General features: G+C 61.7%; 14 protein-coding genes and 1 tRNA gene. 13 read left to right on the plus strand and 2 right to left on the minus strand.

The window, feature by feature from the left end:
- Window positions 1-24 precede the first annotated feature (24 nt).
- The 12 genes from IGX34_RS13970 to IGX34_RS14025 all read left to right on the plus strand — a co-directional run bounded on the left by IGX34_RS13970 (window position 25) and on the right by IGX34_RS14025 (window position 10,187).
- Window positions 25-1,875 carry a potassium transporter Kup gene (locus tag IGX34_RS13970; RefSeq protein ID WP_192556426.1) on the plus strand — a complete coding sequence of 617 codons (1,851 nt, stop codon included), beginning with the start codon at window positions 25-27 and terminating at the stop codon, window positions 1,873-1,875.
- 106 nt (window positions 1,876-1,981) lie between these two features.
- A complete protein-coding gene (ruvB, locus tag IGX34_RS13975; protein WP_192556334.1) occupies window positions 1,982-3,031 on the plus strand; it encodes a Holliday junction branch migration DNA helicase RuvB in 1,050 nt (349 codons plus the stop codon).
- Window positions 3,024-3,437, plus strand: a complete 414-nt coding sequence (ybgC, locus tag IGX34_RS13980) for a tol-pal system-associated acyl-CoA thioesterase (protein ID WP_192556335.1) — start codon at window positions 3,024-3,026, stop codon at window positions 3,435-3,437. The genes ruvB and ybgC overlap by 8 nt, the downstream gene beginning before the upstream one ends.
- Before the next feature lie 59 nt (window positions 3,438-3,496).
- Complete coding sequence (gene tolQ / locus IGX34_RS13985) at window positions 3,497-4,183, plus strand: protein TolQ (RefSeq protein WP_192556336.1); 687 nt, start codon at window positions 3,497-3,499, stop codon at window positions 4,181-4,183.
- Window positions 4,184-4,197: 14 nt separating this feature from the next.
- Entirely contained in the window at window positions 4,198-4,644 is a 447-nt protein-coding gene (gene tolR, locus IGX34_RS13990; protein ID WP_192556337.1) for a protein TolR, read from the plus strand.
- Window positions 4,631-5,572 carry a cell envelope integrity TolA family protein gene (locus IGX34_RS13995; protein WP_192556338.1) on the plus strand — a complete coding sequence of 314 codons (942 nt, stop codon included), beginning with the start codon at window positions 4,631-4,633 and terminating at the stop codon, window positions 5,570-5,572. The genes tolR and IGX34_RS13995 overlap by 14 nt, the downstream gene beginning before the upstream one ends.
- Window positions 5,573-5,580: 8 nt before the next feature.
- Window positions 5,581-6,903 carry a Tol-Pal system beta propeller repeat protein TolB gene (tolB, locus tag IGX34_RS14000; protein ID WP_192556339.1) on the plus strand — a complete coding sequence of 441 codons (1,323 nt, stop codon included), beginning with the start codon at window positions 5,581-5,583 and terminating at the stop codon, window positions 6,901-6,903.
- A 250-nt stretch (window positions 6,904-7,153) separates the two neighbouring features.
- Complete coding sequence (gene pal / locus IGX34_RS14005) at window positions 7,154-7,663, plus strand: peptidoglycan-associated lipoprotein Pal (RefSeq protein ID WP_192556340.1); 510 nt, start codon at window positions 7,154-7,156, stop codon at window positions 7,661-7,663.
- Entirely contained in the window at window positions 7,663-8,517 is an 855-nt protein-coding gene (gene ybgF, locus IGX34_RS14010; protein ID WP_192556341.1) for a tol-pal system protein YbgF, read from the plus strand. Before pal ends, ybgF begins: the two co-directional genes overlap by 1 nt.
- 10 nt (window positions 8,518-8,527) lie before the next feature.
- A complete protein-coding gene (gene queE, locus IGX34_RS14015) occupies window positions 8,528-9,223 on the plus strand; it encodes a 7-carboxy-7-deazaguanine synthase QueE (protein ID WP_192556342.1) in 696 nt (231 codons plus the stop codon).
- Between the two features lie 154 nt (window positions 9,224-9,377).
- The gene (queC, locus tag IGX34_RS14020) at window positions 9,378-10,058 is read left to right on the plus strand and encodes a 7-cyano-7-deazaguanine synthase QueC (protein WP_192556343.1); all 681 of its coding nucleotides are present in this window, start codon (window positions 9,378-9,380) and stop codon (window positions 10,056-10,058) included.
- Between the two features lie 53 nt (window positions 10,059-10,111).
- Window positions 10,112-10,187 (plus strand) — tRNA-Lys (locus IGX34_RS14025).
- Window positions 10,188-10,256: 69 nt separating this feature from the next.
- Here IGX34_RS14025 and IGX34_RS14030 read toward each other — a convergent pair.
- Window positions 10,257-11,405, minus strand: coding sequence for a site-specific integrase (locus IGX34_RS14030; protein ID WP_192556344.1), 1,149 nt, complete (start codon window positions 11,403-11,405; stop codon window positions 10,257-10,259).
- An 810-nt stretch (window positions 11,406-12,215) separates the two neighbouring features.
- Between IGX34_RS14030 and IGX34_RS14035 the strand changes: the two genes are divergently transcribed.
- Window positions 12,216-12,632, plus strand: coding sequence for a helix-turn-helix domain-containing protein (locus tag IGX34_RS14035; protein ID WP_192556345.1), 417 nt, complete (start codon window positions 12,216-12,218; stop codon window positions 12,630-12,632).
- A 155-nt stretch (window positions 12,633-12,787) separates the two neighbouring features.
- Here the strand turns inward: IGX34_RS14035 and IGX34_RS22100 are convergent, their stop codons facing one another.
- On the minus strand, window positions 12,788-13,261 hold the full coding sequence (locus IGX34_RS22100) for a hypothetical protein (RefSeq protein WP_225737463.1): 474 nt from the start codon (window positions 13,259-13,261) through the stop codon (window positions 12,788-12,790).
- Between the last annotated feature and the right edge of the window lie 162 nt (window positions 13,262-13,423).

A 13,423-nucleotide genomic window follows, 5' to 3' on the forward strand; every position in this document is an offset into this window, starting at 1 on the left:
AGCGAGGGTGAGCTCAGAAAGCGCATGGCCGCGCTGGCACTCGGCGCTATCGGTGTCGTTTACGGCGACATCGGTACCAGTCCGCTCTATACCTTGCAAACCACGCTCAACTACGAGGGCAGGATGCCTCAGGCGGACACCATCTACGGTGTGCTGTCGCTGATTTTCTGGGCGCAGATCATCGTAGTGTCGCTGAAGTACGTGGTGTTCATCATGCGCGCCGACAACAAGGGCGAGGGCGGCATCATGGCGCTGATGGCGCTGGCCCTGCGCGGCGTGCGCGGCAGCGCGCGGCTGCGCTGGCTGCTGGCCATCGTCGGTATTTTCGGCGCGGCGCTGTTCTACGGCGACGGCGTGATCACGCCGGCCATCTCGGTGTTGTCGGCGGTGGAAGGCGTGAAGGTCGCCGCGCCGGGGCTGGGTCACTGGGTGATGCCGATCAGTGCCGTGATCCTGTTCTTCCTGTTCAAGCTGCAGCGGCACGGTACCGATCGCGTCGGCAAGCTGTTCGGGCCGGTGATGGTGCTGTGGTTCATTGTGATCGCGCTGATCGGCCTGGTGAACATCGTGCAGAATCCACATGTGCTGCGCGCGCTGTCGCCGCACTACGGCTGGGAATTTTTCGTGCATCACGGCTGGAGCGCCTTCATGGCGCTGGGCGGGGTGGTGCTGGCGCTGACCGGCGCCGAAGCGCTGTACGCGGACATGGGCCATTTCGGCAAGCGGCCGATCCAGCTGGCCTGGTTCAGCTTTATTCTGCCGGCGCTGGTGCTCAACTATTTCGGCCAGGGCGCCTTGCTGTTGCGTGATCCGAGCGCCATCGACAATCCGTTCTTCAAGTCGGTGCCGTCGCAGTTCCTGTATCCGATGATCGGCCTGGCCACGCTGGCCACGGTGATTGCGTCGCAGGCGGTGATTTCCGGCGCGTTCTCGATGACGCGCGAAGCGATGTCGCTGGGCTATTCGCTGCGCATGCCGGTGGTGCATACCTCGCGCGAAATGTCCGGGCAGATCTTCGTGCCGTGGGTGAACACCTTCCTGCTGGTGATGGTGCTGGTGGCCGTGGTGGGCTTCGGCAGTTCCGATGCGCTGAGCGCGGCCTACGGCATCGCGGTGACCGGCACGATGAGCATCACCACCATCCTGGCGCTGTTCGTGGCACGCAACCAATGGGGCTGGCGTCTGCCGCTGGTGATCGTGGTGGGCGCCTGCCTGCTGATCATCGACGTGTCGTTCTTCTCCGCCAACCTGCTGAAGATCGAAGCCGGCGGCTGGTTCCCGCTGGTGCTGGGCCTGGGCGTGTTCATCGTGATGACCACCTGGCGCCGCGGCCGCGAGCTGGTGGTGCGCGAGATCAAGCAGGGCGGCCTGGCGCTGCTGCCCTTTATCGAGAACATCACCGAACATCCGCCGCTGCGCGTGCCCGGCACGGCCGTATTCCTTACCGCCAACCAGAACTCCGTGCCGCATGCGCTGCTGCACAACCTCAAGCACAACAAGGTGCTGCACGAGCGCAACGTGATGCTGACGGTGGAAATCCTCGAAACGCCGGTGGCCGATGCGGAGGAACGCATTCACTTGCTGCCGATGGACGGCGACTTCTACGGCCTGGAGCTGCGCTTCGGCTTTGCCGAGGATCCGAACATTCCGCTGGCGCTGTCCAAGTGCGCCAAGAGCGGGCTGCCGTTCGACCTGATGGACACCACCTTCTTCCTCTCGCGCGAAAACGTGGTGGCGGATGAGCGCCGCCCCGGCATGGCGCTGTGGCGCGACCGCCTGTTCGCCTTCATGTCGCGCAATGCGCTGCCGGCAACGGCGTTCTTCCAGATTCCCGGCAACCGGCTGATCGAGCTGGGCACGCAAGTGGAGATCTGATGAGGCAGGGCAGGGCGCGTGCGCCTTGCCCTGGCGTTTCCGGCGGTGCTGCCAATTCAGGCGCATCGCCATGTACTGCATTGCCGCTTGCCCGCATAATCGCCGCATGTCCGATCACCGCATCATTACCGCCAGCGCCCAGATGGACGACGACGCCCTGGAAGCGTCGATCCGTCCCAAGCGGCTGGCCGAATACCTGGGCCAGCAGGCGGTGCGCGAGCAGCTGTCGATCTACATCGAGGCGGCCAAGAAGCGCGGCGGCGCGCTGGATCACGTATTGATCTTCGGGCCGCCCGGCCTGGGCAAGACCACGCTCAGCCATGTGATCGCCAACGAACTGGGCGTGAATGTGCGCTCCACCTCCGGCCCGGTGCTGGAGCGCGCGGGCGACCTGGCGGCACTGCTGACCAATCTCGAAGCGCACGACGTATTGTTCGTCGACGAGATCCATCGCCTGTCGCCGGTCGTGGAAGAAGTGCTGTATCCGGCGATGGAAGATTTCCAGATCGACATCATGATCGGCGAAGGTCCGGCTGCGCGTTCGATCAAGCTCGACCTGCCGCCGTTCACCCTGATCGGTGCGACCACCCGCGCCGGCCTGCTTACCGCGCCGCTGCGCGATCGCTTCGGCATCGTGCAGCGCCTGGAGTTCTATTCGCCCGAAGAGCTCGCCGCGATCGTGCGCCGCTCGGCGCGCATCCTGGGCATCGCCTGCGAAGTGGAAGGGGCGCAGGAAATCGCGCGCCGCTCGCGCGGCACCCCGCGTATCGCCAACCGCCTGCTGCGCCGCGTGCGCGACTATGCCGAAGTGCGCGCGGGCGGACGCATCACCTGCGAGGTGGCACAGGCGGCGATGGACATGCTCAAGGTCGATGCCGAAGGCTTCGACGAACTGGATCGCCGCTTGCTTGCCGTAATCATCGAAAGCTTCGATGGCGGACCGGTCGGCGTCGAATCGTTGGCAGCCGCCCTCAGCGAAGATCGCGGCACGCTGGAAGACGTGGTCGAGCCTTATCTGATCCAGCAAGGGTTTCTGATCCGCACCGCGCGTGGACGCATGGCCAGCGCAAAGGGCTGGCGGCACCTGGGACTTACGCCGCCGCCGCGCCAGCCGCAGCCGGCGGATCTGTTCGGCACGGGCGGCCAGGATGTCTGACGAAGCACTGTTCCACTGGCCGGTTCGCGTCTACTGGGAAGATACCGATGCCGGCGGGGTGGTCTACCACGCCAGCTACCTGCGCTTCCTGGAACGCGCCCGCAGCGAATGGCTGCGCAGTCTGGGCGTGGATCAGCTGGTCCTCAAAGAAACCACCGGCCTTGGCTTCATGGTGCACCGGATGGAGATCGATTTTCTCCGGCCCGCCCTGCTGGACGATGAACTGGTTGTGACCGTTTCCGTCAAAGAACGCCGTTCAGCAAGTATCCTTTTCGCGCAGAGTATTACCCGGGCGGATGGAACCGCGTTGATCCAGGCGCAAGTGCGAGCAGCATGCGTGGATCTGAAACGGATGCGGCCCGCCCCGATTCCGGTCGATATCGCCGGACGGATCGCCCAGGCCTGATCCCCCTCCGGGCCAAACCCGAACTTAGACATACCCATGTGGTGGAGTAACCCCAAGCCATGAACGGTGGACTGAACGTTTTCGAGATTGTTGCGGATGCCAGCTGGCCCGTGAAATTCGTGATGCTGGTGTTGATGCTGGGCTCCTTCATGTCCTGGGTGATCATCATCCGCAAATACTCACAGCTGAAGGCGGCGATGGAAGACGCCGAGAGCTTCGAAGAGCGCTTCTGGTCCGGTGCGGACCTTGCCCAGCTGTTCCGCGAAGTGAGCAACAACGGCGGCGACAACGGCGGCATGGAGAACATCTTCGAATCGGGCTTCCGCGAATTCGTGCGCCAGCGCCAGCGCCGCGTCACCGACATGCGCACGGTGATCGAAGGCTCCGAGCGGGCCATGCGCGTGGCCGGCACCAAGGAAATCGGCGCGCTGGAACGCAACCTGGAATTCCTCGCCAACGTCGGCTCGATCAGCCCGTATGTGGGTCTGTTCGGCACGGTGTGGGGCATCATGGGCGCGTTCCAGGGCCTGGGCGAAATGAAGGACGTGACCATCGCCGTGGTCGCGCCGCATATTTCCGAAGCACTGATTGCTACCGCCATGGGCCTGTTCGCAGCGATCCCGGCGGTGTGGGCCTATAACCGCTACGCCAACAAGGTGGAGCGCGTGGCCTCGCGCTACGAGGTATTCCAGGAAGAATTCTCCTCGGTGCTGCAGCGTCAGATCCAGATCGACGATACGAACTGATCGAGGGCTCGGTCATGCGTAACTCTGCGCGCCACAAGCGCCTAAAACTGAAATCCGAAATCAACGTCGTGCCTTATATCGACGTGATGCTGGTGCTGCTGATCATCTTCATGGTCACTGCGCCCATGCTCAACGCGAACGTTGACGTGAACCTGCCGCAGGCCAATGCCAAGTCGCTGCAGGACAAGAAAGAGCCGGTCATCGTCTCGGTGGACAGCCAGGGCCAGATGTATCTCACCCTGGGTACCAGCAAGAAAGAGCCGATCGATGCCAATGCCTTGAAGGTCAAGGTCGGCGCGTTCGTGCAGCAGAACCCGGATGTCAGCGTGCTGGTGGCCGGCGATCGCGACGGCAAGTACGACGGCGTCTACCAGGTACTGGCCTTGCTGCAGCAGGCCGGCGTCGCCAAGGTCGGCTTGATGAGTGCGCCGGAGTCGGGCAATCCGAATGGACGACCGTAACGCCAAAGGAACGCCGCTTGCGGTAGTTCTCTCGGCCGTCTTGCACCTGGGTATCGTCGCCTTCCTGTTCCTGGCGTTGCTGCCTTGCACGACCTACGAGAAATTCCTCAGCATGGTGGGATTGCCCAATCCCATCACCTGCACGCCGCCGCCGCTGCAGCTGTCCGGTCCGCCGATCGAGGCCACCTTGATCGGCAATACCGGCGCGCCGCCGCCGAAAGCGGTGAAGGTCAAGCCGATTCCGAATACCGTGCCGCCGCCTCCGGCCGTGCCGCCCCCGACGCCGCCGCAAGTGACCCCGCCGCCCAAGCCCAGCCAGTTGCCGCCCCCGCCGGAGCATCCGGATACGGTGGATCAGGAGCGCGTGGTGCAGGACGCGTTGCAGAAGGCCGAGGACGCCAAGAAAGAGCAGGAAGAAAAGGAACGCCAGCGTCAGGCCGAACTGGATGCCCAGGCAGCCAAGAAGAAAGCCGAGCAGCAGAAGGTGGATGAGCTGTTCAAACAGCTCGACCAGGCCTCGCAGCAGACGCAGAAGGCCGACAGCAAGGCAAAGCAGGCCAAGCAGCAGCTGGCGGACATGAAGAATGCGCAGGACAACGGCCAGCCCGACCTGCCGAACGCGGCGCAGCGCCAGTCCGGCACCAATTCCAATAGCACGCTGCTGTCGCAATATCTGGCGTCGATCCGGAATTCCGTCACGCAGAATTGGCTAAGGCCGGATAACATGCCGAACCAGCCCTGCGTGGTGCACATCGTGCAGATTCCGGGCGGTCAGGTGCTTAGCGCCAAGGCCTCGCCCAGTTGCCCGTATGATGCGGCCGGCAAGAAGTCCATCGAGGATGCCGTGCTCCGCGCGCAACCGCTGCCCTATCAGGGCTTTGAAAGCGTGTTCCAGCGCGAAATCGACTTTACTTTCACACCGCAGTGAGCAAGCCCATGCGCAGATCATTTCGATCGTTACTTACCCTCATCATGCTGCTGGCTGCCGGCCTGATCGTCGGTCCCGCCACGGCACAGACCTTGAACGTGCAGATCGTCGGCGGCGTGAAAACCGCTACGCCGGTCGCCGTGGTGCCCTTCGCGCAGCAGGGCGGTTCGCCGCTGCCGACCGACGTCGCCGATGTGATCCGCAACGACCTCAACCGCTGCGGCAAATTCCGCTCGCTGGCGGTGAGCGAGATCGTCGAGCAGCCCAGCCAGGGCTCGGACATCAAGTTCGCCACCTGGCGCCTGCTCAAGCAGGACTACGTCGTGATCGGCCGCATCAAGGATGCCGGCAACGGCATGGTATCGGTCGAATATGAGCTGTGGGACGTCAACCGCCAGCAGCGGCTGCTGGACCAGGCCATGCCGCCGGCCTCGGTGAGCGACCTGCGCAGCGTGTCGCACCAGATCGCCGATGCCATCTTCAAGCAGGTCACCGGCATCCCCGGTGCGTTCTGGACCCGCATCGCCTACATCACCTCGGTGGGTACCGGCGCCAACCAGTCCTACTCGCTGATCGTGGCTGACTCGGACGGCTACAACCCGCAGGTGGTGGCCCGTTCGCACGAAGCCCTGCTGTCGCCGAAGTGGTCCCCGGATGGCAGCCGTATTGCTTACGTCTCCTTCGAGAGCGGCAACTCGGCCATCTATATCCAGAACATCTCCACCGGTGCGCGCCAGCTGATTTCCGGGCGCGGCAAGGGCATCAACAGCGCGCCGGCCTGGTCGCCGGACGGCAGCAAGCTGGCCCTGTCGCTGTCCTATACCGGCAATCCCGAGATCTATGTGATGGACATGGGCTCGCGCCAGGAGACGCGCCTGACCCGCAGCCTGGCGATCAATACCGAGCCGGTATGGGCGCCGGATGGCCAGAGCATCTATTTCACCTCCGACCGTTCGGGGCGTCCGCAGATCTACCAGGTGTCCGCCGGCGGCGGCACGCCGACGCGGGTGACCTTCCAGGGGCAGCAGAACCTGGATGCGGCCGTCAGCTATGACGGCAAGCAGATGGCGATGGTGCAGGCCAACGGGAACGTGTATCGTATTGCCATCGTGGACCAAAGCCTCGGCGGGCAGGTGCGTTACATCTCGCCCGGTCCGATCGACGAATCGCCAAGCTTTGCACCAAACGCCAGCATGCTGATCTATGCCGCTACCGATGGAGCCCGGGACGTGCTGTACGCCGTTTCGGACGATGGCATGGTCAGGCAGCGGCTGATGCTGGCTGATGGCGACGTCCGCCAGCCGGCTTGGGGACCTTATCGCAAGAACTGAATCGGGCCCGGTCGCAGTCGTTGGACTGCGGCCGGGTTTCCTAGGAGGGGCCCGGGGCGCTTGCGTGTTCCGGCCAAGGAGGAGTGCGGCAATGCCTCGCTCCACAGCGGCCTTACGCAGTACAATGCGTGGCTGTAAGTTGAAGGTGTAAGAAAAATAAATAAAACAGCCGGTTCACCGGCGATGACTGTCCCGTAACCGCAATCGTCATTGACTGTCGGAAATCAAACCCGTTTGAAGGAACGTCACCATGAATAAGACCGTTCGTATCGCCCTGGTCGCCCTGCTCTGCGTTGGCGCGGCGGCTTGCTCCAAGAAGCAGGAAGTGAAGCCCCAGCCCACCAACGAAGCGCCGGCCACCGAAACCGCTGCGCCGCAGGGCACCGGCAAGTACACCCCGGCTGACCTCAACACCGACGCTTGCCTGCGTCAGCGCGTGGTCTACTTCGACTTCGACAAGGACGAAGTGAAGCCGGAGTTCCAGCAGATCATGCAGTGCCATGCCAAGTACCTGCAGGACCGTCCGACCGCGCAGATGCGCCTGGAAGGCAACACCGACGAGCGCGGTACGCGTGAGTACAACCTCGGCCTCGGCGAGCGCCGCGGCAACGCCGTGTCCAGCGCCCTGCAGGCCAACGGTGGTTCGGCCAGCCAGATCAGCGTGATCAGCTACGGCAAAGAAAAGCCGGTCTGCCGCGAGCACAACGAGGATTGCTGGAGCAAGAATCGTCGTGTCGAGATCGTCTACACGGCTGAGTAATGGTGTTTCGGCTGGCTAAAAGCTTTACGGCCAGTCTCAGCATGGCGGGCGCCTTGGCGTCCGCCATGCTGTTTATGGCGCCTGTACAGGCCCAGGATTCTCCGATGAGCCTGGCCGACCGGGTTGCCCGGCTCGAGCAGCAACAGCAGAACCTGGACCAGACCCGGGGCAACCAGGTCAACCAGGTCCAGCAGATGCAGTCGCAGATGCGGGACATGCAGGGCCAGATCGAAGAACTGCAGCATCAGCTGCAGCAGCTGCAGGAACAGAGCAAGGCCCAATACACCGACGCGGACAGCCGCCTCGGCCGGCTGGAAAAAGGCGCCAGCGCCAATCCGGCTCCGGCCGCCGGCAGCAGCGCGCCAGCGCCGGCTGCGCCCGCCGCGGCGAGCACGGCCGCGCCAGCCAATGCGGCCACCTCGCCGGCACCGCCTGCGGCCCCGGCCGAATCGGCCGCGCAGAAGACGGCGGCACTCAATGCCTACAACGCTGCGTTCAAATCGCTGAAGGGCGGCGATTACGTATCCTCGTCGCGCGGCTTCCGCGAGTTCATCGAGAAATACCCGAACGACGCGCTGACCCCGAATGCTTTCTACTGGCTGGGCGAGTCCTACTACGCCACGACCAACTACCAGGTCGCCGTGGAAGCCTTCAAGCACCTGCTTAGCCAGTATCCGCAGAGCGACAAGGCGCCGGACGCCACGCTCAAGCTCGGCTACAGCCAGCTGGAAATGAAGCAGACCGATGCCGGCATGTCCACGCTGAAGTCGGTCGCGACCAAGTATCCCAATTCCAACGCGGCCAAGCTGGCCCAGGAACGGCTGCGCAGGCTGTCGCAGCAGTCGTCTCACTGAGGCGAAGGCCATGCATACGAGTACTCCGGCAAACGTGGATGACGCCACGTCGGCTTCATCGACAGCCGAGCGTTTGCGCATTACCGAGATCTTCCATTCGATCCAGGGCGAAGCCGATGCGATCGGCTGGCGCACGGTATTCGTGCGGCTTACCGGTTGTCCGCTGCGTTGCGTGTGGTGCGATACCGAGTATTCGTTCTACGGCGGCAACTGGCGCGACATCGACGACATCCTCGCGGAAGTCGCCGGCCATGCGGCCAAGCATGTCTGCGTAACCGGCGGCGAGCCGCTGTCGCAGAAACGCTGCCTGATCCTGCTGAAAAAACTATGCGACGACGGCTACGACGTCTCGCTGGAAACCTCCGGCGCCATCGATGTTTCCACGGTCGATCCGCGCGTGCGTAAGGTGATGGACCTGAAGGCGCCGGACTCCGGCGAAAGCGCGCGCAATCTGTGGTCCAACCTGGATCATCTGCTGCCGCACGACCAAGTGAAGATCGTGATCGCCAGTCGTGCCGATTACGAATGGGCGCGCAGCGTGGTGGCCGAGCACGCGCTCGATCGTCGCTGCATGGTGTTGTTCTCGCCGGTGCATGGCGCGGTGCAGCCGCGCGACCTGGCCGAATGGATCATCGAGGACAAGCTGCCGGTGCGATTCCAGCTGCAGCTGCACAAGCTGCTTTGGAACGATGCGCCGGGGCATTAGTCAGACCGCACAGCGCCGCTCTCCGAGCGGGCGGGCGCAAGCGGGCACGGTGTTGTTTCGTTAGTTTCTGATTCTGTTTGCATGCGCCCCGGCCTGTGTCGCCGCCGGCGTGTTCCGGCCGGTGACCGGCCGTTTTAGCCGTTGGAATTCCATCATGTCAGCATCCAGTCTTCGCAAGGCCGTCATCCTCGTTTCAGGAGGCATGGACTCGGCCGTTACCATCGCCATCGCCCGCGAGCTGGGCTATCAGGTGCACGCCCTGAGCGTGGCCTACGGCCAGCGCCACAGTTCCGAGCTGGAGGCCGCGGCCCGCGTGGCGAACATGCTCGGTGCCGTCGAGCACAAGACTGTGCATGTCGATCTGCGCAGCATCGGCGGTTCTGCCCTGACTGCGGATATCGATGTGCCGGAAGACGGCGGCGAGGGCATCCCGGTGACCTATGTGCCGGCGCGCAACACCATCATGCTGTCGATCGCGCTCGGCTGGGCCGAAGTGCTCGGCTCCACGGATATCTGGTGTGGCGTCAACGCCGTGGACTATTCGGGGTATCCGGATTGTCGCCCGGCCTTTGTCGAGGCGTTCGAGCAACTGGCCAATGTGGCCACCAAGGCCGGCGTGGAAGGTGCGGGCATTCGCATTCACGCGCCGCTGATGGCCATGAGCAAGGCCGATATCGCGCGCGAGGGCCAGCGCCTGGGCGTGGATTTCGCGGCCACCGTCAGCTGCTACCAGGCCGACGCCGAGGGACGCGCCTGCGGCCACTGCGATGCCTGCCGGCTGCGTGCCGAGGGCTTCCGCAAGGCCGGATTGCCCGATCCCACCCGTTATGCCTGATTTGCTTGTGCTGCTGGCGCACAGGCCATAAAATTACCAGCTAACTTTTTTCCGGGCCGTTAGCTCAGTCGGTAGAGCAGTAGACTTTTAATCTATTGGTCGACAGTTCGAATCTGTCACGGCCCACCATTGTTTTCAGGGGCTTACATCTATGTAAGCCCTTTTTTTATGCCCTGACCGTAAAATTCACCGTAAAATTCACGACAAAACTGACGGTTGAACTACCGGGACACTTAGATCGTACGTATCCATCATTGACTCGGATTTATGGCCGCTTGCATGCTGTTTATCGGCCCGGGTTCCTGCCGTATCAGTGATGCCCTTGCGCTTTAAGTCATGTAGGCCGAAACGCTGATTTTCGGTTATGACCTGCTTTGTTATGGCTCGCTGTATCAATCGCTGCCATGCGGTATCCAGCGAACTCTTTTTAAGTGGACCGCCATCCTCTGAGATAACGAGAGGGCGATCTTTTGGCCGCAGCGGGATGGGCCGATGCTTGGCTTTCCAAACGCCATCCCGGCGAGTTATCAGCCAATCAAAAGCAGCCCTCAAGCGAGGGGTCCAGGCGACGATATTGTCCCGTGATCCCTTGCGTCTGTTCGTGCGAAGGCCTTCTGGCAGGGCAGCGTCCTCGCAGAGGGTTACTACCTCGATGCCACGAAGGCGGCAGAGATATGCGATATCAGCAATGGCCCATAGATAAGGGGCGCAACTGCCCTCCGTGTGAGGCTTGAGTTGCGCGTCCTTCCACGCTAGGCGAATAAGTGCAGCCATCGTCTCCGGATCGGGCAGGCGGCGCTTTTTACGCTCAGTTGCTTCTTGCACCCCCTTGACTGGATTCGTCTTCGCGTGGCCGCGGCGAACGCCCCAGGAATAAACCAGCTTCAAATAGCGCATCAGACTATTTGCCTTGGTGGGTGTGCCGCCATCTGCAATCGTGTCAACGATCTTTTGGAAATGGTGGGTTTCTAGACGCGAATAATCCAGGCATCCAAGTGGCCCCAATTTGGTTGGATGGTTAATCGCGATCTGGTGCTGTGTCTCATAGGCCTCCTGTGTGCTCTCTGCTTTCGACCTGAATACATGGCTCACGTGATATTGCTCCATGAGCCAAGCCAATGTATTGCGGTTTACGCTACGTAGTAGTTCCATCTCGCGGTGCAGGTCCGAAAGCATTGCCTCACGTCCTGCGATCTTTTTGCGGCGAACTTTGGCAGTGGTTGGGTTGCCCAATAGCGTGTACCAAACCAAATCACGATCATCCCAATAACACCCGGTTGGCAGCTTTTTTTGATCGATGTGTGTCGGGATAGTGGGGTTATGTTTGCGCTTCCTGCCGCGGGTCATATGATGTCTCGCGCATATGCTTTACCGTTTGTCGTTGGCTCAAGTCCAAGGGCGCTATTAATCGCATGAACGGTTGTCCACGGCCCCTCATCGCCATCTAGGACCCGAATGCCGCATGCACTAGCCCAACGACGCACGGCGGAAGCGGTGTGCTTGCCTGAGATATGGCGCAGCTGTTCGGTGTCGATGATGTAAGGGCTGCGAGCATGCGCAGGTAGGTGCCCTAAATCGTTCTCCTGATGGCAGGTGCCTTCTGCCATAGGTATTTCTATGTCTTCGCGTTGCTGGTCAATGTGGTTGGAAGATTCGCTTATTTCGCTCAATGACAAGCGACTGAGTTGAGCTTTTTGCTTCTTGGGCGTCCTCCGAAAGTCGGTCGAAAACAAAGTGGCCTTGCGGAGCTCACTGTCGCCAGTGGGTCGGGCGAGGCAGGGGCTAGGTGCGGTCGCTAATATAGAAGTTGGGGCGACGTCATCAGCGCTTTGGGGGGATCTAGGAGGCATGATGATGTCGTTAGCATGGCGTTCCACCAAAGGGATCCGAAGGCCGCTGCCCCCTGGGGTCGAGCGAGAGGGTGGGGGCGTCAGGTCTGGCTGGGCCTGGGCATTGGTAGGAGGGCACCCATTTGCCTTCTCATCAGCTACGAAGGTGTTTGGCGATGGAGGGGAGATTGAGCGCATAGATGATTCGCTTTGAAAATCATGGAGTTCATTGCGACGGGCTGGGGGAACAGCGCGACACATCGCGAACCTTATTTCACATTTTGTGATAGCGCAAGAATTTGCGCGAAATGTGGTACACAATATGTGTATGACCAAGCCTATCGATACTGACGGCATCCTCCGGCGCATGCGTCAGCTTTATGCCGCAAAGAATGATTCCGAACTAGCCTTGGCTCTAGGCTTATCCATCAGTGCGGTAAGTAATTGGCGCCAGCGGAATAGTCCGCCTTTTGCCATTTGCGCTCACATCGCCTGCAAAAACGATATTTCCCTGGACTGGCTCATCTTCGACATCGGAACCATGAAACTGGGAGTCCCGGCCAAGGTGCAAAAGGATGCGAGACATCCGGGAGCGGATGTCTCGGTGCAACGCATCTCAGAGTTCGTCACTTGGTGGTCCATTCATCGTAGTCGTGACGAGCTGATCTGGCTCGAGCAGCAGATCAGGCGGGCAGTCCCAGAATATGGAGAATGGTTAGTGTGCCCTTCTGACACTGAGGGCTAATTTGCTTGTCGCGACGTTCGAGGACGTTGTACAAGCTGGTGCTTGCACAATTTTGCGTCTTGCGCTCCCGTTGCGTTGAATTTTTTGGCCGAGAAAAGACGACCGTATGCGATGTGCGCCGTGGCGACACGGCAAAACCCCCGAGATGTGCCGCTTTACATGTTGACGAAGCGCAGCGTAGCGCCGCTGGCTTTCAATGCGGCCGTATCGGCGGCTTGCTCCGAAGCGTCGCTTACCACCATCACCACGATGCCCCTCATGGCATCGGCTTTCAGCTGCTTGGACAGCCCGGTGATAAACACCGTGGTTTGCTTCGCATCCGGACCGCCGACGATCAACATACCGCCGGGCATCAGGATCGGCCCGATGCTGTGCACGATCGAGTCGCTTTCGTTCTGGCGCCGATCGTTCGCCGCCACGCTGTCACCGCCGGGAATCACATAGATATAGGGCTTCATGCCCACATCCTTGCCGTGCAGTTTGCCCTGCTCGGAAAGGTAATTGCCCCAGGTGTTTTCATCTGCCGTCGCGGCCGGCTTGGCCGGTCCTGCTGCGGCCGACGTATCTGCCGCGCTGCCGCCGGGGGCGGAATGATTGCAACCCGCCAGCGCCAAGGCCGCTGCGCCCATGCATACAAGCAATCCTGACCGTGTCATGTGTTCCCTCAATAAAAGATGGTGCTGCCCCTGTAGCGGACTCGCGCGAGCCGTTTGTCGTTGCGACGACGCCCCACATTAGAGCCCAAGCTTGGCGGCCTGACTACCGGTCCATTTTCACAAAATCGTCACGTA

The sequence above is a fragment of the Dyella acidiphila genome (assembly GCF_014863405.1).
Taxonomy (GTDB): Bacteria; Pseudomonadota; Gammaproteobacteria; order Xanthomonadales; family Rhodanobacteraceae; genus Dyella_B; species Dyella_B acidiphila.